At 56.2% G+C, this 22,515-nt stretch carries 19 protein-coding genes; 3 read left to right on the forward strand and 16 right to left on the reverse strand.

Annotated elements, in window-relative coordinates; genetic code table 11:
- From ACQRBT_RS01200 to mtnA, 16 genes are all read right to left on the reverse strand, one after another.
- The gene (locus ACQRBT_RS01200; RefSeq protein WP_104995870.1) at positions 1 to 1,116 is read right to left on the reverse strand and encodes an EpsG family protein; all 1,116 of its coding nucleotides are present in this window, start codon (positions 1,114 to 1,116) and stop codon (positions 1 to 3) included.
- Positions 1,116 to 2,396, reverse strand: coding sequence for an O-antigen translocase (locus ACQRBT_RS01205; RefSeq protein ID WP_244384003.1), 1,281 nt, complete (start codon positions 2,394 to 2,396; stop codon positions 1,116 to 1,118). Before ACQRBT_RS01205 ends, ACQRBT_RS01200 begins: the two co-directional genes overlap by 1 nt.
- Entirely contained in the window at positions 2,380 to 3,525 is a 1,146-nt protein-coding gene (gene rffA / locus ACQRBT_RS01210) for a dTDP-4-amino-4,6-dideoxygalactose transaminase (protein WP_104996218.1), read from the reverse strand. The genes ACQRBT_RS01205 and rffA overlap by 17 nt, the downstream gene beginning before the upstream one ends.
- Positions 3,509 to 4,081: an acyltransferase gene (locus ACQRBT_RS01215; protein WP_104996219.1), complete on the reverse strand. Its 573-nt coding sequence runs from the start codon at positions 4,079 to 4,081 to the stop codon at positions 3,509 to 3,511. Before ACQRBT_RS01215 ends, rffA begins: the two co-directional genes overlap by 17 nt.
- Before the next feature lie 267 nt (positions 4,082 to 4,348).
- Positions 4,349 to 5,626, reverse strand: a complete 1,278-nt coding sequence (locus tag ACQRBT_RS01220) for a Wzz/FepE/Etk N-terminal domain-containing protein (protein ID WP_161548811.1) — start codon at positions 5,624 to 5,626, stop codon at positions 4,349 to 4,351.
- A gap of 425 nt (positions 5,627 to 6,051) precedes the next feature.
- The gene (locus tag ACQRBT_RS01225; protein WP_412047188.1) at positions 6,052 to 6,294 is read right to left on the reverse strand and encodes a lipopolysaccharide assembly protein LapA domain-containing protein; all 243 of its coding nucleotides are present in this window, start codon (positions 6,292 to 6,294) and stop codon (positions 6,052 to 6,054) included.
- A 25-nt stretch (positions 6,295 to 6,319) separates the two neighbouring features.
- On the reverse strand, positions 6,320 to 6,616 hold the full coding sequence (gene ihfB, locus ACQRBT_RS01230) for an integration host factor subunit beta (protein ID WP_003189779.1): 297 nt from the start codon (positions 6,614 to 6,616) through the stop codon (positions 6,320 to 6,322).
- A 131-nt stretch (positions 6,617 to 6,747) separates the two neighbouring features.
- Complete coding sequence (locus tag ACQRBT_RS01235) at positions 6,748 to 7,032, reverse strand: hypothetical protein (RefSeq protein WP_060753211.1); 285 nt, start codon at positions 7,030 to 7,032, stop codon at positions 6,748 to 6,750.
- A 161-nt stretch (positions 7,033 to 7,193) separates the two neighbouring features.
- A complete protein-coding gene (gene rpsA / locus ACQRBT_RS01240; RefSeq protein WP_060753210.1) occupies positions 7,194 to 8,879 on the reverse strand; it encodes a 30S ribosomal protein S1 in 1,686 nt (561 codons plus the stop codon).
- Between the two features lie 119 nt (positions 8,880 to 8,998).
- Positions 8,999 to 9,688, reverse strand: coding sequence for a (d)CMP kinase (gene cmk, locus ACQRBT_RS01245; protein ID WP_003172653.1), 690 nt, complete (start codon positions 9,686 to 9,688; stop codon positions 8,999 to 9,001).
- Entirely contained in the window at positions 9,685 to 11,895 is a 2,211-nt protein-coding gene (locus ACQRBT_RS01250; protein ID WP_412047215.1) for a bifunctional prephenate dehydrogenase/3-phosphoshikimate 1-carboxyvinyltransferase, read from the reverse strand. Before ACQRBT_RS01250 ends, cmk begins: the two co-directional genes overlap by 4 nt.
- Before the next feature lie 28 nt (positions 11,896 to 11,923).
- Positions 11,924 to 13,036, reverse strand: coding sequence for a histidinol-phosphate transaminase (gene hisC, locus ACQRBT_RS01255; protein ID WP_090366095.1), 1,113 nt, complete (start codon positions 13,034 to 13,036; stop codon positions 11,924 to 11,926).
- A gap of 9 nt (positions 13,037 to 13,045) precedes the next feature.
- Positions 13,046 to 14,140, reverse strand: coding sequence for a prephenate dehydratase (gene pheA, locus ACQRBT_RS01260; protein WP_003218812.1), 1,095 nt, complete (start codon positions 14,138 to 14,140; stop codon positions 13,046 to 13,048).
- Positions 14,140 to 15,225 carry a 3-phosphoserine/phosphohydroxythreonine transaminase gene (gene serC / locus ACQRBT_RS01265; protein ID WP_060753208.1) on the reverse strand — a complete coding sequence of 362 codons (1,086 nt, stop codon included), beginning with the start codon at positions 15,223 to 15,225 and terminating at the stop codon, positions 14,140 to 14,142. Before serC ends, pheA begins: the two co-directional genes overlap by 1 nt.
- 231 nt (positions 15,226 to 15,456) lie before the next feature.
- Complete coding sequence (gyrA, locus tag ACQRBT_RS01270; RefSeq protein ID WP_412047189.1) at positions 15,457 to 18,111, reverse strand: DNA gyrase subunit A; 2,655 nt, start codon at positions 18,109 to 18,111, stop codon at positions 15,457 to 15,459.
- Positions 18,112 to 18,456: 345 nt separating this feature from the next.
- Complete coding sequence (gene mtnA, locus ACQRBT_RS01275; protein WP_104995864.1) at positions 18,457 to 19,527, reverse strand: S-methyl-5-thioribose-1-phosphate isomerase; 1,071 nt, start codon at positions 19,525 to 19,527, stop codon at positions 18,457 to 18,459.
- A 109-nt stretch (positions 19,528 to 19,636) separates the two neighbouring features.
- Between mtnA and ACQRBT_RS01280 the strand changes: the two genes are divergently transcribed.
- The 3 genes from ACQRBT_RS01280 (at position 19,637) to mupP (ending at position 22,407) form a co-directional block, all read left to right on the forward strand.
- Positions 19,637 to 20,968 (forward strand): TRZ/ATZ family hydrolase, encoded by a 1,332-nt coding sequence (locus ACQRBT_RS01280; protein WP_411984523.1) that lies wholly within the window; start codon positions 19,637 to 19,639, stop codon positions 20,966 to 20,968.
- A gap of 64 nt (positions 20,969 to 21,032) precedes the next feature.
- Entirely contained in the window at positions 21,033 to 21,731 is a 699-nt protein-coding gene (gene ubiG / locus ACQRBT_RS01285) for a bifunctional 2-polyprenyl-6-hydroxyphenol methylase/3-demethylubiquinol 3-O-methyltransferase UbiG (protein ID WP_060753204.1), read from the forward strand.
- A gap of 4 nt (positions 21,732 to 21,735) precedes the next feature.
- A complete protein-coding gene (gene mupP, locus ACQRBT_RS01290) occupies positions 21,736 to 22,407 on the forward strand; it encodes an N-acetylmuramic acid 6-phosphate phosphatase MupP (protein WP_060753203.1) in 672 nt (223 codons plus the stop codon).
- Positions 22,408 to 22,515 lie beyond the last annotated feature (108 nt).

A 22,515-nucleotide genomic window follows, 5' to 3' on the forward strand; every position in this document is an offset into this window, starting at 1 on the left:
TCATAGAAAATCAAAAAACACTTCAGACCCGCCCGTCCAGCCCGAGTTAGTACTCAAGTTCAGGTACAACGTTCCAAAAGCATAAAGACAAACCGCCAAAAATCCGAGCTTCCTGCCGAGCAGATGAACAGCAATCATTGGAAGCAAAACATATTCAAACATCGATATGCTTGCATACCCACGCCCGGCCAAAATGGCGAAATCACCCAGCACAATCCGAAAGAAAGCAGCACAATAAAACATGCAGAAAACCAGATTAAAGGTGGGATAGCGCACCTCCAACTTTCGCCAACATATCAGCGAAAGCAATATGATTAATAAATTTTTTATATTAACCATATCAAACAACGGCAACGCGTAACTGTACATGTCAGCATTAAGATAAAGTTCAATTTTTTCGCCTACAAACCCAAACAGTGCCGCTTGGCGCAGCACTGATTTAAAGTCAATCAGCATTGCCATCAAGACAAGTATGACACTGACGAACAAGTACAAAATCCTTTTTGGCTTCATCTTATAAAGCGAAAGGGGGATAATGAAAAATACCGATGAAACGTGCACCAAAGTGGCAGCAATAACATAAAATGCCAGCTTCATGTAACGTTGTCTATGCAAATACATCGCTGCTAAAAATAGCAATCCGGAGGCAATGCCCAAGCGTATTGCATTCAATTCTTTTGCAAGATAAAAATGTGTAAAATAGACCAAAACACCCAAAGCGAAATAAGGAGAAAAGTACCGTATACTTCTTATATTGAGCACTACCGCAAACAGCGAACTGAACCCAAACAAGACAAACGAGTTTTTTCCAATCACCGCCAACAAGGAGAGAAACATGAAAAAGCCAAACTCGACATTAAATGTCGAGTAGCTGTAATCACAGTAAATATTTTTACAATCCAATAACGACGGAATTTCATTCGCCATCTGCAAGTAAGCGAGGTCATCGCTCCCCACACCTGCTGCTCTCAACGTCGCTAACAGTATCAGGGGGGCCCCCATCAGGACTGATATGACCACAGACGGCAGGCGCCGATCACTAAGCACGTCAAACGCCGCAACGATTACTAAGAATCCAAATACGAGGTACAACGGGAGTACAAATTCCAACCCCATTATCTGCGCGCCCAATAAACAAAGCCAACGATGGAAATCACAAAGAAAATAATATAGGCCAGCATATAGGAATACATGACGCCGTGGACGCCACCTACATCTCTCCCCACAGAAAATGTCAACCCGACAAATAGAAGTGCCTGTACTACCTCAGACAGGATGTACAACTTTGTCGCCGCTTTCGCAACAGCAACAAAACCGACGACATAAGCGGCCACCTTAAAAAAGTCACCGATTAATTGAAATATGATGAAGTTTTCCAGATCGTGGAATTCAGAAGACAGCAACAGCGGAATAAAAAAGTGACGTCCGAAGTACAAGACGCTCCCTCCCGCCAAAAATACTGCCATCACCAGCAGCATGAATTTCACAACGTGGGTAGTGATGAGCCCCTTGTCCTGAATGGCCGAAATCATGGGCATGAAATAAGAAGCCAGGAAGACGCTGAAAAAACCGATATACGCGCTCGATAATTTTATGCTGCCTTGCCAAATCCCCGCTTCAGAATAACCTACCTGCGTGATAAGCGACTCCCTGATGACAATTTCCACGACCGGGAACATCACTGCGCTGACCAGTAGCATCAGCCCGAACCTGGAAAAACTCTTGGCGAGGGGCATGTCGAACCTGCGCCATTTGAGCATCCTCACCAGTGGTAATCCCCTTAGAAAAATCGGGGAAATAAGCACAGGTATGGAAAATATTGCCAACATGGCGATAGCGGCGCCGGGTAAGCCAAATGCGTAAATCAACCACCAGATGACGGGAAGTGCAAGTAGATTGGAAACGACTTGAACCATTGCATTAACTTTTAACTTTCCCAGACCGTTGAAAAAGCCGGAAAACAAAATATTAAATGCAAAAAATAGCTGAGAAAACGCAAGCAGTAAAACCACCCAATAATATTCAGCCTCTCCAAAAACAAATGCAGATATCCTTTCCGAAAATACTCCTAACAGCAATAACGAAACAACACAAAAACCTGCGGCATAAAAAACCGATGTCGAAAACAATCGATCCAATTTGAATCGATTATTCTTGAACTCCGCAACGTACTTAATCACACCATGGCTAATTCCGCCGCCGGCCAATAGGACGGCAATCGATACCAGACTCATGAAATGACCCAATTTACCCAAGCCATCTGCACCCAGGTAAAAAGCAATCAGCTTGAGTATGCAAAACCCAACAAGTATTTTAGATGCTTGGGCGGCGCTCGTAAAAAAAGCGCCGGCCAACATGCCACTACCTGCGTTGTTTAATTTACCGGCCGGCGGCATCAACGGCTCCTATTACGGAGTCAATTACGTGCTGCACTTCGGCATCTGACATGCCGTACCAGATAGGCAAACGAATCAGGCGCTCACTTTCCTGGGTAGTAAAACGATCTTCACCAGCAAACCGCCCCAATACGACGCCTGCTGGAGCGCTGTGCAGCGGTACATAGTGGAATACTGCACCGACCCCAGCTGCATTTAAGTGTTTAATACAGGCTGTACGAGCCTTGATATTTTTTACTTTAATGTAAAACATATGGGCATTACCGACACAGTCACTTGGCGTCGTCGGTGTCTCAATCAAACCTTCTGCCACCAACCCCGACAACGAAGCGTTATACCGCTGCCAAACACTTAATCTGAAGTCATTGATTACATCGGCACGTTCAAGTTGACCAAACAGATAGGCCGCCTGTAACTCGCCTGGAAGATAACTACTCCCAATATCAACCCAAGTATATTTATCAATCATGCCTCTAAAAAACTGGCTACGATTGGTGCCTTTTTCGCGGATAATCTCAGCGCGACCAATGAAACGCTTGTCATTGATCAGCAACAATCCTCCTTCACCGCCACTCGTATAGTTTTTTGTTTCATGAAAACTATAGGCCGCCAAATGGCCTATCGTGCCCAACTTACGACCTTTATAAGTGGACATCATGCCCTGTGCGGCGTCCTCCACGACAAACAGGCCGTGGCGCTGCGCAATGTCCATGATCACATCCATTTCACATGCAATGCCGGCATAATGAACGGGTACGATCGCCTTGGTATTTTCAGTAATCGCAGCTTCGATCAGGGTTTCATCAATATTCATCGTATCTGGACGAATATCGACAAATACAATCTTTGCCCCGCGCAATACGAATGCATTCGCCGTACTGACAAAAGTAAAGCTAGGCATGATGACTTCATCGCCCGGCTGAATATCAATCAAGATAGCGGCCATTTCGAGCGCTTGGGTGCATGAAGGGGTCAGGAGCGCCTTTTCACACGAAAACGTTTCCTCAAACCAGCGCTGGCAACTAACGGTAAAATCACCATCGCCCGACATTTTGGCGCTGCGCATCGCCTGGGTCACGTATTGATCTTCATTACCTGTATAAGGCGGTTTATTAAATGGAATTTTCATCATGCTCACCGTTAAATTCTTTTTCTAATTGAAGTAAATCTTTCTTTCGTTCTTTGACCCTTTTCGCAGGGATACCAGCATAGATACCCCAGGCATCTGTGCTTTTAGTCAGGAGCGCCATCGCTCCGATGGCACAACCTTCGGCCACGTCTACGCCTGGAAATATAACGGCTCCAGCACCTACGATGACATGCTTGTGCAGATGAACTGCCGAAAACACTTCTTTCTTGTATTTTTTGGGAACGAGGGAATTGGTCAGCGTTTCCCCACTGTAGTCATCAGACTGAGAAAACACTTTAACGCCATATGCCAGCGTGCAAAAATCATCCAAAAAAATACCAGGTGTTCCACCGGCGATAAGGCACATTGGGGTTATATGATTAAACTTGCCAAGCTTTACTTTCCCAGAGATAACACAAAAGTCATCAATCCTAGAAAAGTCGCCAATTTCCATTTCATCAGCGTTATAAATACTGGCACGATCGCTGATCTTGACCTCTTTGCCGAGGCTCTTAAACCCCATTTTAGCTAACTGATCGTTTGATAAATATGCCATAAATTCCCTACAAGTAGCCCACACGGCCAGGATTTCTTCAGTGACCTTACCGCAACGCCCCATAGCGCTGTTCGGCCTTCTGAAATCTGATGGCGATTTTAGACATTTTTACGCAAAGGCAATAGCATAATCACCAAGCGCTCACGCCGCTTCAGTCACCGTCAAAAAGGCACGGCCAAATGGCCAGTGCCAGCCAGAAAATCGCAGCCTCCCATCATAGCCGGATTTCCGCTCATGCTGCATGGGGTGGTTTTGACCGCGCACGCACTACTTAATTTCCGTCCTCACCCGCAAGACAGAACGGAATAGGGCCAAGGCTATACTTAACACCAAGCCTGCTATCAAACCGCCACCAATGATAAAAGCTTTTTTGGGTTTGTATGCACTCAAAGGCTCCAGTGCGGCACGGTCTATAGAGACCAGCTTGAGATTATCCATATCAATGTTCAGATTGCGCAAACGAGCCATTTCGGCGCGCAGCGGTTCGACATCAGCGAGAAAAATATCTTCATTCTCACGACTCTTCAGCACCTCGACTTCTCGGTTGGACTGAAGCAACTGCAACTCTTTGGCAATTTGAGCTATACGAGCTTCGGAAAAATCGTCGGAACCTCGTTGAGCAAGCGCACGGCGTTCAGCTTCAAGTGCATCCACGCCCATAAAATAGAGCGGTATCTGCTGATTATTGATCTCTGTGCGCATTACGCTGCTTGAGCCAGTCCGGGCTACATCACCAAGCGAAGAAGGTGTGGTTGGCTTAACAATCCCCAATGATCGGGCAATACCAATCGCTTCGTTCAATTGTGCGATGCGATCGACGCGCAGTGTCTTGAGTTGAGCGCGCAGCGCTTTAAGTTCATCCTGCAACCGCGCACGCTTAATATTATCCGCCTCGAGCAATGAAGCTATCTTGGCTTCCTTATTGGTTTCATAACTGGCGCGAGCAGCATTAAACTTTCCAGAAATCTCATTTAGACGGTTTTTAACAATAACATTCAAATCAGCCGCTATCTGTTTTCTCTCACTTTGTATAGCGTATTGCACAAAGTTATTGAGGATAGTTACACCATCAACGCCTTTCGGATAATTCATTTCAAGCCGGATATAAGCACTTAAAGAATCCGCTTTTTTTGGATCAGGCAAAATCAAGTTTATCGAGTCTCGATTGAACTCCTCGAAGCTCTGCTCAAGCGTACGCCCTGGGCGCTCAAATTCACTGAACAGCGGTTGATTTTCCCTAAAGAACCCCAAACGAGTCTCATATGACTCCAGGGACGCTCCCAGCTTGGCCAGCGCTTCGCCTGGAGGGAGCTTGTAGACCTCTGAGCGATTCAATGCATCCAACTCGTTGATTGCAACCGGCCTTAGCACGCTGCTGACTTGATACTCCGGAGTCGCTAAAAAGGCGTAGGCGGCAGCAAGAAGCACGAAGCCAGAAGTCACCAAGACAATAAGCTTTTTTTGCTGCTTGACAGTCTGAAAAAGCGCGACGAGATTTATTTCGTCAGAGGGATAAAGCGAGGGCGCGCGAAAACTACTACTCACAACAAAAACCTGCCTTCAAAGAGAAACTGCGGGCTCGTTATGCAGACAATTTTATGTATTTATTATTTTAGTTATATGACCGTCAAAACCCGGCGTCTCTGCCAAATTTTGAGCGCACAAAATGCCCGTTATCGAGAACAGATTCCATTCTGCCATCTCCCTGACATATTACAAGTCTTGACAGAGCCGTAGGATGATTCCTGACTGGCGAGAGATACAGCTCATAAGCTTGTAGGAAAACTAGGCCCGGAGCAAAGAGAGACATCAAGCGAGGAGACAAGCGCACAATATCGCGACCCGACTAGCAACCTACCAGCCCGGCAAAATCACGAGACCGCGCGACAATCAAAATGCATGAAGAAGATTTTCTGACAGACGGCGCCTAAGCCCGACATGCCGAACGCATAAAAGCAAAAGAATCGCTCTTAGCCACGCTCCGCAGGCACCGCTTTACGTCGGCGACCACCAACCACAACCCCCAATAGCGGCCCTATCAGCATCCCAGCAATCAATGCCAACACGACAAATACCGCTACCGGCATCTGCACAGTTGCCCAGCCTAGGAATGAGAGAGAAACACCCTGCTGGTTTTCCAGCACAAAACCCAAGACAGCTATGACTGCAACCAGTACAACCAATAGCAGCACAACGCGCTTAAACCCACGCATAACCTTCTCCTAACCCCAAAAAGACTCAGACGCCTTCTTCCTCTTCTTCGTTCACCCGATCGCGCAATTCCTTGCCCGGTTTGAAATGGGGAACAAACTTACCGTCGAGACTGACGGACTGACCGGTCTTTGGGTTACGGCCAACACGCGGCGCACGGTAGTGCAATGAGAAACTGCCAAAGCCTCGGATCTCGATACGATCTCCGGTAGCCAAGCACTGGGACATTTGCTCAAGCATGGTCTTGATGGCCAACTCCACATCCTTGGATGAGAGCAGCCCTTGATGGGTGACAATACGTTCGATCAACTCCGACTTCGTCATATTTTTCCCTTCTTTTTCAAGCAGCTAGGAAAAGCGCTCCGAAGGTTTTAGCATGACTTGATGAATTTGAACAGCCCATACGGTGACTTATCTCCAGGTACGACGGACACCTGCAAACACACCTTACGACCTCAGTTGCAGATGACCAGCATGGTACGCGTTACCGCGCCGGCAGGGTTCCACCCAAACAGGTAGTCGCCCTCTTCATCCTTGGCATCACTGGACCGAGTGACGACCTTGTAGCCTTGCGCCTTACACTCGCGCGCAGCGCGCTTTTCGCACTTGTCCCAGCCAGAACCAAGCCCTGAGCAGTCGATCTCTATGCCACTCACCCCGCGCTTGGCGTGAGTCTTGGCGCTGGTGGCAGAACACCCCACGAGCATCGCTACCGCAAGCACTACGATCAGCCTCTTCATTTAATTCCTTATTGAAAAAACAACAGAACAGTCATACTCCTGAAAACTATAGCCAGTTCCCATCCTGAGCTGTAGACCTCAACTCTCTGTTGTTGATTCAACGAATTTCAGGCACAAAAAAGGGCGACCGAAGTCGCCCTTTTTCTATAGCTTTACAGAACTTAGTTCTGCTTAGCCATTGCCTGGCGCAGCAGTGCCGCCATGGTGGTGTCAGTACTTTCAGCTTCTGGAGCAGCTTTCAAGTTCTGGATCGCTTCTTTCTCTTCAGCATCGTCTTTCGACTTGATGGAGAGCTGGATCACGCGGCTCTTGCGGTCAACGCTGATGATCTTGGCTTCTACTTCCTGGCCTTCTTTCAGAACGTTGCGCGCGTCTTCAACGCGGTCACGGCTGATTTCGGAGGCTTTCAGAGTCGCTTCGATATCGTCGGCCAGAACGATGATGGCGCCTTTGGCGTCAACTTCTTTCACAGTGCCTTTAACGATCGCGCCTTTGTCGTTGTCCTGAACGTATTCAGAGAACGGGTCGCTTTCCAGTTGCTTGATGCCCAGGGAGATGCGCTCGCGCTCTGGGTCAACCGACAGGATAACGGTGTCCAGCTCGTCGCCCTTCTTGAAACGACGAACAGCTTCTTCGCCCACTTCGTTCCAGGAGATGTCGGACAGGTGAACCAGGCCGTCGATGCCGCCGTCCAGACCAATGAAGATACCGAAATCGGTGATCGACTTGATGGTGCCGGAGATTTTATCGCCCTTGTTGAACTGGCCAGAGAAATCTTCCCATGGGTTAGATTTGCACTGCTTGATGCCCAGGGAGATACGACGACGCTCTTCGTCGATGTCCAGAACCATAACTTCCACTTCGTCGCCGACTTGTACAACTTTCGAAGGGTGGATGTTCTTGTTGGTCCAGTCCATTTCGGAAACGTGTACCAGGCCTTCCACGCCTTCTTCCAGCTCAGCGAAGCAGCCGTAGTCGGTCAGGTTGGTTACACGCGCGGTTACGCGAGTGCTTTCTGGGTAACGAGCTTTGATAGCAACCCATGGATCTTCGCCCAGCTGCTTCAAGCCCAGGGAAACGCGGTTACGCTCACGATCGTACTTCAGAACCTTGACATCGATCTCGTCGCCAACATTGACGATTTCGGAAGGATGCTTGATACGCTTCCAAGCCATGTCGGTAATGTGCAGCAGGCCATCGACGCCACCCAGATCGACGAATGCGCCGTAATCGGTGAGGTTCTTGACGATACCTTTGACTTGCTGGCCTTCCTGCAGGGATTCCAGCAGAGCTTCACGCTCGGCGGAGTTCTCTGCTTCCAGGACGCTGCGACGGGAAACGACAACGTTGTTGCGCTTCTGGTCGAGTTTGATGACCTTGAATTCGAGTTCTTTGCCTTCCAGGTGCGTGGTGTCGCGCACTGGACGAACGTCGACCAAAGAACCTGGCAGGAACGCACGGATGCCGTTAACGTCGACAGTGAAGCCGCCTTTAACCTTACCGTTGATAACGCCCTTGACCACTTCTTCAGCTGCGAAGGCTGCTTCGAGAACAATCCAGCATTCAGCGCGCTTGGCTTTTTCACGGGACAGCTTGGTTTCACCGAAACCGTCTTCAACCGAGTCCAGAGCAACGTGAACTTCGTCACCGACATTGATAGTCAGGTCACCAGCATCGTTGTAGAACTGTTCCAGCGGGATCAGAGCTTCAGACTTCAGACCAGCGTGAACGGTTACCCAGCGAGCTTGGTAATCGATATCAACGATAACACCGGTGATGATGGAGCCTGCCTGAAGGTTCAGGGTTTTTAGGCTTTCTTCAAAGAGTTCCGCAAAGCTTTCGCTCATTTTAATTCCTGTTGATAAGGGCGAAGAATACGCCCATCTCCACACCCCAGACGGTGTGGGTCAGTTTCAATTAAAAGAAGCACTACAGGACTATGACTGGTCCCCTGCAGCCTTCTTGGTCACCCGGCGATATCGCGAATGGCGATTTCACTCAAGATGCGTTCCAGCACCTGCTCGATGGACAACTCCGTGGAATCCAGCTGTATTGCATCAGCCGCCGGCTTGAGCGGGGCTACTGCACGCTGGGTATCACGCTCATCGCGCGCACGGATCTCATCTAGCAGACTCGACAGACTAACACCATCGACTTTCCCCTTCAACTGCAAGTAGCGCCGGCGAGCCCGCTCCTCGGCGCTGGCAGTCAGGAAAATCTTCAGCGGCGCCTCGGGAAATACTACCGTGCCCATGTCACGGCCATCGGCCACCAGGCCCGGAGGCTCTTGAAACGCCCGCTGGCGCTGGAGCAATGCATCACGCACGGCCGGCAACGCGGCAACCTGGGAGGCCCAGGAACCTACCTGCTCGTTACGCAGGTCGTCGGTCACATCATCCCCTTCCAGGATGATCCGCTGGGGATGCCCCTCCGTCGCGCCGACGAACTGCACATCAAGGTGCGCCGCCAGCAGCTTCAGGGATTCTTCGTTGGTCAGGTCGACGCCATGGTTGCGTGCAGCAAACGCCAGCAAGCGGTACAGCGCGCCGGAATCCAGCAGGCACCAGCCCAGCCGCTTGGCCAGAATGCCAGCGATCGTGCCTTTGCCCGAGCCACTTGGCCCGTCGATGGTAATCACCGGTGCTTTGATATTCACAATTGAGCCTCTTGGGCAACACGAATGCCGACTTGGGCACACAATGTAAGAAAATTCGGAAAAGATGTAGCGACGTTGGCGCAGTCACGGATACGAATCGGTGCGGCCGCCCGTAAGGAAGCCACACTGAACGCCATGGCAATCCGATGATCGCCCTGAGCATGCACTTCACCACCACCCATCAAACCTGCGTCAATGATAATCCCATCGGGGGTCGGTTCACACTTCACCCCCAGCGCAAGCAGACCGTCGGCCATGACCTGAATGCGATCAGACTCTTTCACGCGCAGCTCCCGCGCACCGCGCAACACGGTTCGCCCTTCGGCGCAGGCCGCCGCGATAAACAGCACCGGAAACTCATCGATAGCCAGCGGCACCAACGCCTCGGGAATCTCGATCCCCTTGAGTGCAGCCGAACGCACACGCAGGTCAGCAACCGGTTCACCACCGACTTCACGCGGATTTTCCAGGGTGATGTCCGCCCCCATCAACCGCAGGATATCGATCACCCCGGTACGCGTCGGATTGACGCCGACATGCTCCAGCAACAACTCGGAACCCTCGGCAATCGAAGCCGCCACCAGGAAAAACGCCGCCGAGGAAATATCCCCCGGCACTTCGATACGGGTTGCAACCAGCGCATGGCCCGACTCTACCGATGCCGTAGCCCCTGCCACCGACACCGGATAGCCAAAACCGCGCAGCATGCGCTCGGTGTGATCACGGGTTGGCGCCGGCTCGGTCACTGAAGTCTGACCCTCGGCATACAGACCTGCCAGCAACAGGCAGGACTTAACCTGCGCACTGGCCATTGGCATTGAATAGGCCACGCCCTTGAGCACCTGACCACCATGAATGGTCAGCGGCGGACAGCCTTGCGGCCCGGTCTCGATCACCGCGCCCATCTCCCGCAGCGGCGTCGCCACGCGACTCATTGGGCGCTTCGACAGGGAGGCGTCACCCGTCAACACACTGTCGAAGCCTTGCGCCGCCAGCAGCCCGGACAGCAGGCGCATCGACGTCCCCGAATTCCCCAGGTAGATCGGCCCCGGCGCAGGCTTCAGCCCGTGCAAGCCGACACCATGAATGGCCACGCGCCCATGGTGGGGCCCTTCAATGACCACGCCCATATCACGAAAAGCCTGCAAGGTCGCCAGGGCATCTTCGCCCTCAAGGAAACCTTCGACTTCCGTCACGCCTTCGGCCAATGAGCCCAGCATGATCGACCGATGGGAAATCGACTTGTCGCCCGGCACCCGGATACTGCCGCTCAAGCGGCCGCCCGGGTCGGCCCGAAACGTCAGCTCATCAGTGTTCACAGCCGCATCCATGTAAGCCCGGCGAGCCAGGATCTTGCTGAAATGCTCACGCGCCACCCGCGCGCGGGTAAACACGCCCAATAATTGATGACCATCCCCCGCATCAACCGCGTCGCGCAAGGCGTCGAGATCACTGCGGAAAGTGTCCAGGGTGCGCAGCACCGCTTCGCGGTTGGCCAGGAAGATGTCGTGCCACATCACCGGGTCACTGCCGGCAATACGCGTGAAATCACGGAAACCACCCGCGGCGTAACGGAAAATATCGAGGTTCTCGTTACGCTTGGCCAAAGAATCCACCAGGCCAAAAGCCAGCAGATGGGGCAAATGACTGGTTGCCGCCAGCACTTCGTCGTGGCGCTCGACCTGCATATGTTCGACATCCGCACCCAACTCGCGCCAAAGACGATCGACTACAGCCAGGGCTGCCGGATCGGTTTGCTCAAGCGGCGTCAGGATCACCTTGTGCCGGCGGAACAGCTGCGCATTGGACGCCTCTACCCCACTCTGCTCGGAACCGGCAATCGGATGGCCCGGCACAAAGCGCGCCGGCATGCCGCCAAAGGCCAGTTGCGCTGCGCGCACCACATTACCCTTGGCACTGCCGACGTCCGTCAGGATCGCCTGCCCCAAATCCATACCAGCGAGCACCGCCAGCAACTTCTCCATCGCCAGGATCGGCACGGCGAGCTGGATCACATCGGCGCCCTGGCACGCGAGCGCCAGGTCCGCCTCACAGCGATCGACCACCCCCAGCTCAACCGCCAGCTTGCGCGATTGCGGGTCCAGGTCCACACCGACCACTTCGCCGCACAGCCCGCTTTCACGCAGGCCCTTGGCGAAGGAGCCACCGATCAACCCCAGGCCAACCACCACCAGGCGACCGATCATAGGCACAACAGGTTGCAATGCGGTGACATCAACCACGGGCCAGGACCTTGGCCAACGCCTCCAGGAAGCGGCTGTTTTCAGCCGGCAAACCGATGGTGATACGCAAATGGTTCGGCATGCCGTAGTTGGCCACCGGACGCACGATCACGCCTTCGCGCAACAAGCCCTGGAATACCGGGGCGGCCACCTGAGCCAGATCGACGCAAATGAAGTTGCCCTTGGATGGAATCCAGCCCAGGCCCAACTCACGGAAACCTTCCTGCAACTGCAGCATGCCGCTTTCGTTGATGCGACGACCTTCTTCCAGGTGCTCGACATCCTTTACCGCCGCACAGGCCGCCGCCAAGGCGAGGCTGTTGACGTTGAACGGCTGGCGCACGCGGTTCAGCACATCGGCAACCACCGCCGTGGACAGGCCGTAGCCAACCCGCAGCGAGGCCAGGCCATAAGCCTTGGAGAACGTGCGCGAGACCAACAGGTTCGGATAGGCTGCCAGGAAATCCAGGCCGTCCGGCAAGTCACTACCTTCGGCGTACTCGATATACGCCTCGTCCAGCACCACCAACACGTGCGCAGGCACATCTTGCAGGAAGTCGTCCAACGCCTGGGCATCGAACCAGGTGCCGGTCGGATTGTTCGGGTTGGCGATAAACACCACACGCGTTTGCGCATCGATCGCCGCCAGCATGGCCGGCAGATCATGCCCCCAGTCCTTGGCTGGAATCACTCTCGCATCAGCGCCCACCGCCTGAGTGACGATCGGATAGACCGCAAACGCATGCTCACTGAACACGGCGTTCAAGCCCGGAGCCAGGTAAGCGCGGCCGACCAGCTCAAGAATATCGTTGGAACCGTTGCCCAGGGTCACCTGGTTCAGTTCGACACCGCACTTTTGCGCCAACAGTGACTTGAGGGCAAAGCCGTTGCCGTCGGGATAACGCGTCAGCTCGGCCAGCTCTTCACGAATCGCCGCCAGCACTTTAGGGCTTGGGCCCAATGGGTTCTCGTTACTCGCCAGCTTGACGATATTGGAGGGGTCCAGATCCAACTCACGCGCCAACTCGTCCACAGGCTTGCCCGGAACGTAAGGCGACAGTTGTTGCACGCCCGGCTGCGCCAGGGCGAGAAAGTTGCCACTCATGTTAAAGCCTCACAAAACCGCTTTCGGGTAAGAGCCCAGCACCTTGAGTGCCACGGCTTCCTGACTGATCTTCTCCAGCACGCCCTTTACCAGCGGGTCGCGGTGATGGCCGACGAAGTCGATAAAGAACACATAGGTCCATTTACCGCTGCGCGAAGGGCGCGTCTCGATGCGCGTCAGGTCAATCCCGTTATCGTGGAACGGCACCAGCAGCTCATGCAGCGCGCCCGGCTTGTTGCTCATGGAGACGATGATCGAGGTCTTGTCGTCGCCGGTCGGCGGCACTTCCTGGCTGCCGATCATCAGGAAGCGCGTGGAGTTGTCCGGGCGGTCCTCGATCTTCTCGGCCAGGCGCGTCAGACCATACAGGCCCGCCGCCATATCACCGGCGATGGCCGCCGAGTTCCACTCACCCTTGACCCGCTTGGCCGCTTCGGCATTGCTGGACACCGCAACACGCTCGACATTCGGGTAATGGGCGTCCAGCCACTTGCGGCACTGGGCCAGGGACTGGGCGTGGGAGTAGATACGGCTGATGCTGTCGGTCTTGGTGTTCTCGCCCACCAGCAGGTGGTGGTGAATGCGCAGCTCGACTTCACCGCAGATCACCATGTCGTGCTCAAGGAAGCTGTCCAGCGTGTGGTTGACGGCACCTTCGGTGGAGTTTTCCACCGGTACTACACCAAAATTCACCGCACCGGCCGCCACTTCGCGGAACACTTCGTCAATGGCCGCCATCGGCTTGCTGATCACCGCGTGGCCGAAGTGCTTCATGGCCGCCGCTTGGGTGAAGGTGCCTTCAGGCCCCAGGTAAGCCACTTTCAGCGGCTGCTCCAGGGCCAGGCACGAAGACATGATTTCGCGGAACAATCGCGCCATTTCTTCATTGCCCAGCGGGCCCTTGTTGCGCTCCATCACGCGCTTGAGCACCTGGGCCTCACGCTCGGGACGGTAGAACACCGGCACCTCGCCTTCCGCCAGGGACGCCATCTTCACCCGTGCCACTTCCTGGGCACAGCGCGCACGCTCACTGATCAGTTCCAGGACTTTCTCGTCCAGGCTGTCAATGCGTACGCGCAGGGCCTTGAGCTCTTGTTCAGACATTAGCCGTGTTCCTTTTCGAACTCTGCCATGTAGGCAACCAGTGCGTTGATCGCGTGGATGTCGACAGCGTTGTAGATGGAGGCGCGCATGCCACCCACCGAGCGGTGGCCCTTGAGGTTCAGCAGGCCGCGCTCGTCGGCACCGGCCAGGAACGGCTTGTCCAGACGGTCGTCGGCCAGACGGAACGGCACGTTCATCCACGAGCGGTCAGTCAGGTTGATCGGGTTGCTGTACAGGCCGCTGGCGTCGATGAAGTCGTACAGGACGCGCTTCTTCTCTTCGTTGAGCTTGGCCATGGCCGCCACGCCGCCCTGCTCCTTGAGCCATTCGAACACCAGGCCCGACAGGTACCAGGCGAAGGCCGGCGGGGTGTTGTACATCGAGCCGTTATCCGCCGCGACCTTGTAGTTGAGCATGGTCGGGCACACCGAACGGGCACGACCCAGCAAGTCTTCGCGGACGATGTTGACCAGTATGCCGCTTGGGCCGATGTTCTTCTGCGCGCCGGCGTAGATCATGCCGTACCTGGACACATCGATCGGGCGCGAAAGAATGTCCGAGGACATGTCGCACACCAGCGGTACGTCGCCCACTTCCGGCACCCAGTCGAATTGGAGGCCACCGATGGTTTCGTTCGCGACGTAGTGCACGTAGGCAGCATCCTTCGACAGCTTCCATTCGTTCTGACCCGGAATGGCGAAGTAGTCGTAAGGCTTTGCGGTGCCCGCTACATTGACGTGACCGTAACGGGAGGCCTCTTCAATGGCCTTCTGTCCCCAGATACCGGTGTCGATATAGTCGGCAGTGCCCTCTTCGGGCAGCAGGTTCAGTGGGATCTGGGCGAACTGCTGGCTCGCGCCGCCCTGCAGGAACAGCACTTTGTAGTTGGATGGGATGTCCAGCAAGTCGCGCAGATCCTGCTCGGCCTTGGTGGCGATGGACACGAACTCATCGCTGCGATGGCTCATTTCCATCACGGAGAGGCCTTTTCCATGCCAGTCGAGGAGTTCACCCTGCGCACGCTGCAGGACTGCTTCAGGAAGCGCCGCGGGACCGGCACAGAAGTTATAGGCTCTCTTGCTCACATCCAATCTCACTCTGATCTGGTGGTAGTCACGCAAACATATCAGCCGACACCGGACCCGGTGTGGGAGCGGGCTTGCTCGCGAAAGCGATCCAACAGCCGACATCTGGAGTGAATGTCAGTCCGCCTTCGCGAGCAAGCCCGCTCCCACAAGGGATCTCCATGGTTGTCGATATTTCCATCCGGACAAACAACAAGGGGGCGAATCTTCATCCGCCCCCTGTGTGTCCGCTTATTCCTGCGGTTCTTCGTCGTCTGCGGCAGCGTCGAGGGTTGGCTCGTCGATGTTGTCATCGCCGGTTGCGATCACTTCGCCATCAAACTCCTCGCCTTCCAACTCTTCGCCTTCGACTTCCGACGGCTCCTGGACACGCTCCAGGCCGACCAGCTTCTCGTCCTTGGCCAGCTTGATCAGGGTCACGCCCTGAGTGTTACGGCCCAGGCTCGAGACTTCAGCCACACGGGTACGTACCAGGGTGCCCTGGTCGGAAATCAGCATGATCTCCTCACCATCGAGCACCTGGACCGCACCGACCAGACGGCCGTTACGCTCGTTGCTGACCATGGCGATCACGCCCTGGCCGCCACGCTTGTACTCAGGGAACTCGCTGATGGCCGTGCGCTTGCCATAACCACGCTCGGAGGCAGTCAGAATCTGGCTGCCTTCTTCCGGGATCAGCATCGAAATCAGCTTCTGCCCTTCCGGCAGGCGCATACCGCGCACACCGCGGGCGGTACGGCCCATGGCGCGAACGTCGGACTCCTTGAAACGCGTCACCTTGCCGCCGTCGGAGAACAGCATCACTTCACGCTCGCCATCGGTGATGGCTGCGGAGATCAGCACGTCGCCTTCGTCCAGCTCCAGGGCGATCAGGCCCACGCTGCGCTGACGGCTGAAGGATTCCAGCGGGGTCTTCTTCACGGTGCCTTTGGCGGTCGCCATGAAGATGAAGTGACCTTCGGTGTATTCCTCGACCGGCAGCATGGTGGTGATGTACTCATCACTGTCCAGCGGCAGCAGGTTGACCAGTGGGCGACCACGGGCGGCGCGGGAAGCTTCCGGGATTTCGTAGGTTTTCAGCCAGTACACCTTGCCCTTGCTGGAGAACAGCAGCAGCGTGGTGTGGCTGTTGGCGACCAGCAGGTGAGCGATGTAGTCCTCATCTTTCACGCCGGTAGCCGATTTACCTTTACCACCACGACGCTGGGCCTGGTACGCAGCCAGAGGCTGGGTCTTGGCGTAGCCGCCGTGGGAGATGGTCACCACGCGCTCTTCTTCCGGGATCATGTCACCCAGGGTCAGGTCGAGGCGGGCATCGAGGATTTCGGTGCGGCGCACATCGCCGTATTCGGCACGGATCACTTCCAGCTCTTCGCGGATCACTTCCATCAGGCGCACGGCGCTGCTGAGGATACGGATCAGTTCGCCGATCTGGTTGAGGATCTCCTGGTACTCGGCCAGCAGCTTCTCGTGCTCCAGGCCCGTCAGGCGATGCAGGCGCAGTTCCAGGATGGCCTGGGCCTGTTCCGGCGACAGGAAGTACTTGCCTTCGCGCAGACCGTATTGCGGGTCCAGGGTCTCGGGACGGCAGGAGTCGGCACCGGCGCGCTCGACCATGGCCACCACGGCGCTGGATTCCCAAGGCGTGCTGACCAGCGCTTCCTTGGCTTCCGACGGCGTTGGCGAAGCCTTGATCAGCGCAATCACCGGGTCGATGTTCGACAGCGCAACCGCCTGGCCTTCCAGGATATGCCCGCGTTCACGGGCCTTGCGCAGCTCGAACACGGTACGACGGGTCACCACTTCGCGGCGGTGACGCACGAACGCTTCCAGCAGATCCTTGAGGTTCAGGATGCGCGGGCGACCATCGATCAGGGCCACGACGTTGATACCAAACACGCTTTGCAGCTGGGTCTGGGCGTAGAGGTTGTTGAGGATCACCTCAGGCACTTCGCCACGACGCAACTCGATCACCACGCGCATACCGTCCTTGTCGGACTCGTCGCGCAGCTCGGTGATACCTTCGAGCTTCTTCTCCTTGACCAGCTCGGCGATCTTCTCGATCAGACGCGCCTTGTTCAACTGGTACGGGAGCTCGGTGATGACGATCTGCTGACGGCCACCGACCTTGTCGATGTCCTCGATGATCGAACGGGCACGCATGTAAATACGGCCACGACCGGTACGGTAGGCTTCGATGATACCGGCGCGACCGTTGATGATCGCAGCAGTCGGGAAGTCCGGACCGGGGATGTATTGCATCAGCTCATCGACGGTCAGCTCAGGGTTGTCGATAAGGGCCAGGCAACCGTCGATGACTTCACCGAGGTTGTGCGGCGGGATGTTGGTGGCCATGCCCACGGCGATACCGCTGGAACCGTTGACCAGCAGGTTGGGGATCTTGGTCGGCATGACAGCCGGGATCATTTCGGTGCCGTCGTAGTTCGGCACCCAGTCCACGGTTTCTTTGTGCAGGTCGGCCAGCAGCTCGTGCGCCAGCTTGGTCATGCGCACTTCGGTGTATCGCATCGCCGCGGCGTTGTCGCCATCGACCGAACCGAAGTTACCCTGGCCGTCTACCAGCAGGTAGCGCAGGGAAAACGGCTGGGCCATCCGAACGATGGTGTCGTACACCGCAGTGTCGCCGTGAGGGTGATACTTACCGATCACGTCACCGACAACACGGGCAGATTTCTTGTACGGCTTGTTCCAGTCGTTACCCAGCTCGCTCATCGCGAACAGCACACGCCGGTGCACGGGCTTCAAGCCATCGCGCGCATCAGGCAGTGCCCGACCGACAATTACGCTCATCGCGTAGTCGAGGTAGGACTGTTTCAGCTCGTCTTCGATATTGACCGGGAGGATTTCTTTGGCCAGTTCGCCCATGAGAAGCCTGATTCCTTTTTCGGGTGAAACCTCGTCACATCCATATGGGACGAACGAAGCTCGCCGCTGTCGGCAGGGTGCCTGACAACGACTTACGACAAATCAACGAGTTATGACACGGATCTGCGCGTTATAGGCCACCCCTCGGGGTGGCCCTGGAAACCGCCGGATGTTATCACAATCGCCGCCACGCACCTATCCCCCTGATGCGCATGGAGCGTAGTAAGTTGACGGATGACAGGCTTGAGGGCGACGAGAGGGGCTCAGAGCTGGGTTGGGGTTATTTTTTGAGGGTAAATCCGAGGCTTTTATTGACTTCCAGAGCCAATCGGGGGCCATCCGCCGTCAATGCAGACGCTTACGACACATCAACTTCGCCAGCTTCGCCGCATCCGGCCGCTCGACGATGCCCTTTTCCGTCACGATCACATCGATCAGGTCCGCCGGCGTCACATCAAACACCGGATTGTACGTATCCACCTCTAACCGCTGCCCGACGATGTCACGCAACTCGTCCGGATCACGCTCTTCCAGGGCCACATCCTCCCCCGTCGCCATCATCAGGTCGAGGGTGGAACTGGGGGCTACCACCATGAAGCGCACGCCATGATGCATGGCGCATACCGCCAGCTGATAAGTGCCGATCTTGCCGATCACATCACCATTGGCGGCAATGCAGTCGGCACCGACGACGACCCAGGTCACGCCTTTGGTCTTGAGAATATGCGCGCCGGCGGAGTCGGCATTGACCGTCACCGGAACGCCCTCGCCCGCCAGTTCCCAGGCAGTCAGCCGCGACCCCTGCAGCCAGGGGCGGGTTTCGTTGGCGTAGACCTGCTCGACCAGCCCCTCCAGGAACGCCGCGCGAATCACCCCCAGCGCCGTGCCCACGCCGCCTGTCGACAAGGCACCGGCATTGCCATGAGTGAGGATCGCCTGGGCGTTGCCCTGGTGCCTGCGGATCCGCTCGACACCCAGTTGAGCCATGACCAGGTTGGCTTCCCGGTCGCTCTCATGAATCGCAATGGCCTCGGCCTCCAGCACCGCCAAAGGATCGGCAGGCTTTTTGAGGCGATCCAGGCGGTCACGCATGCGCTGCAGGGCCCAGAACAAATTCGCCGCGGTGGGGCGCGAATCGGCTAACAGTGCGTAGTCCTCTTCCCACGCAGCCTGCCAGTCACCGCCCTCTGCGAGTCGAGAGCGGGCGGCCAGCACCAACCCATAGGCAGCACTGATGCCGATCGCTGACGCGCCCCGTACCACCATTGAGCGAATGGCCTGGGCCACCTCATCGACCGAGGTACAGGTTACCCAGCTTTCCCGGGACGGCAGCGCACGCTGATCGAGCAGATGCAGCGCGCCATCACGCCAATCGATGGCCTTTACTTTCTCGGCAGCCAACAGTCGGTCGCGCATCCCTTACCCCGCACTCATGAACAAAAGCCGCCGATTATAGCGATCCGCCAGCCAGGACGCTCGGGTATACTTCGCCCTTCTTTTATAGTTGCCTGGGAAGAAGCCCGCGATGACCGCCACTGCCGCCCCCCTCGACTTACTGTTACTGCCAAGCTGGCTGGTACCCGTCGAACCCGCCGGCGTGGTGCTCAAGGCACATGGCCTGGGCATTCGCGACGGGCGAATCGCTTTTATCGGGCCTCGCGAAGCCGCCTTGAAACTCGCCAGCAAAGAGACGCGTGAACTGCCGGGCATGTTGCTCAGCCCAGGCCTGATCAACGCCCACGGCCATGCGGCAATGAGCCTGTTTCGCGGCATGGCCGACGACCTGCCGTTGATGACCTGGCTTGAAAAGCACATCTGGCCCGCCGAGGCCAAATGGGTCGACGAAGCCTTTGTCCGCGACGGCACCGACCTGGCCATTGCCGAGCAGCTCAAGGGCGGCATCACTTGCTTCTCCGACATGTACTTCTTTCCTAAGGTCGCCAGCGACTGCGTACACAACAGCGGGATGCGCGCGCAGATCGCCATTCCAATCCTCGACTTCCCGATTCCCGGTGCCGCCAGCGCCGATGAGGCGATTCGCCAGGGGATCGAGCTGTTCGGCGACCTCAAGCATCATCCGCGCATCAAAATCACCTTCGGCCCCCACGCGCCCTACACCGTGTGCGATGCGAACCTGGAAAAAATCCGCATAATCGCCGAAGAACTGGATGCTTCGATCCATATGCATGTACACGAAACCGCCTCCGAAGTGCAGCAGGCCGTGGACCAGACCGGGGAACGCCCATTGGCGCGCCTAGGCCGCCTGGGCTTGCTGGGCCCGCGCTTCCAGGCCGTTCATATGACGCAAATCAGCGAAGATGACCTGGCTTTGCTGGTAGAAAGCAACACCAGCATCATCCACTGCCCGGAATCGAACCTGAAATTGGCCAGCGGCTTCTGCCCGGTGGAACGTCTGTGGCAAGCCGGTATCAATGTAGCAATCGGCACCGACGGCGCCGCCAGCAATAACGACCTGGACCTGTTGGGTGAAACCCGCACAGCCGCCATGTTGGCCAAGGCGGTCGCGGGGTCGGCCACCGCCCTGGATGCCCATCGCGCGCTACGCATGGCCACCCTGAACGGCGCCCGGGCCATGGGCCTGGAGAGCGAAATTGGCTCGCTGGAAGTCGGCAAGGCCGCCGACATGGTGGCCTTCGATCTGTCCGGCCTGGCGCAACAACCGATCTACGACCCGGTCTCACAGCTTATATATGCCACCGGGCGCGATTGTGTGAAACACCTTTGGGTCGCCGGCAAGCAGTTGCTCGACGACCGGCGATTGACCCGTATGAACGAACCGGAACTGGTCGCCTCGGCGATCGAGTGGGGCCGGCGCATCAGCGGGCGACACGAATAACGTCGGTTTTGAACCCCTGCGTTCAAAGCCTGCAAACCGATTTATCAGTTTTAGAGGATTCACCATGAGCAACGTCGACCACGCCGAAATCGCCAAATTCGAAGCCCTGGCTCACCGCTGGTGGGACCGCGAAAGCGAATTCAAGCCCTTGCACGACATCAACCCGCTGCGGGTCAACTGGATTGACGAACGCGTCAACCTGGCCGGAAAGAAAGTATTGGACGTCGGTTGCGGCGGCGGCATCCTCAGCGAAGCGATGGCCGTACGCGGCGCCACCGTGATGGGCATCGACATGGGCGAAGCCCCGCTGGCCGTGGCTCAACTGCACCAACTCGAATCCGGCGTCAGCGTGGAATATCGCCAGATCACCGCCGAAGCCCTGGCCGAAGAGATGCCGGAGCAATTCGACGTGGTCACCTGCCTGGAAATGCTGGAGCACGTGCCCGACCCATCTTCCGTGATCCGCGCGTGCTTTCGCATGGTCAAGCCGGGCGGCCAGGTGTTCTTCTCCACCATCAACCGCAACCCCAAGGCTTACCTGTTCGCGATCATCGGCGCCGAATACATCATGAAGCTGCTGCCACGCGGCACCCATGACTTCAAGAAATTCATCCGCCCCTCCGAACTGGGCGCCTGGAGCCGCCAGGCCGGGCTGACCGTCAAGGACATCATCGGCCTGACCTACAACCCGCTGACCAAGCACTACAAGCTGGCCAATGACGTTGACGTCAACTACATGATCCAGACCCTGCGCGAGGAGTAAGCCTGTGAAGTTGCGAGCAGTTCTCTTCGATATGGACGGCACCCTGCTGGACACGGCGCCGGACTTTATCGCCATCTGCCAGGCCATGCGCGCCGACCGTGGGCTGGCGCCGATCAATGACCAGCACATTCGCGATGAAATCTCCGGCGGTGCACGGGCAATGGTCGCCGTAACGTTCTCGATGGACCCGGAGTCGCCTGGTTTTGAAGAACTGCGCCTGGAATTTCTCGAGCGCTACCTCAAGGGCTGCGCGATCCACAGCAAGCTGTTCGACGGCATGGGCGAGCTGCTGGATGACATCGAAAAATCCAAGCTGATCTGGGGTGTGGTCACCAACAAGCCGCTGCGCTTTGCCGAGCCGATCATGCAGCAGTTGGGCCTGGCCGAACGTTCGGCACTGCTGATTTGCCCGGACCACGTGAAGAACAGCAAGCCGGACCCGGAACCCTTGATCCTGGCGTGCAAGATGCTCGACCTGGACCCGGCCAGCGTACTGTTCGTGGGCGATGACCTGCGTGACATCGAGTCCGGCCGCGACGCCGGCACCCGCACCGCAGCGGTCACATTCGGCTACATCCACCCGGACGATAACCCACGTCACTGGGGTGCCGATGTGGTAGTGGATCACCCGCTGGAACTGCGCAAGGTACTGGATAACGCGCTGTGCAGTTGCTGATTGATGACTTGCTGAAGATCAATGTGGGAGGGGCGGTGCGACGATTCGACTTGCTCCCGATTGCAGTGTGTCATTCAACACATTCATTGACTGGACCGCCGCCATCGG

Origin of the sequence: Pseudomonas sp. R19M (genome assembly GCF_050312585.1) — a bacterium.
In the GTDB taxonomy this organism is placed as follows: Bacteria; Pseudomonadota; Gammaproteobacteria; order Pseudomonadales; family Pseudomonadaceae; genus Aquipseudomonas; species Aquipseudomonas palleroniana.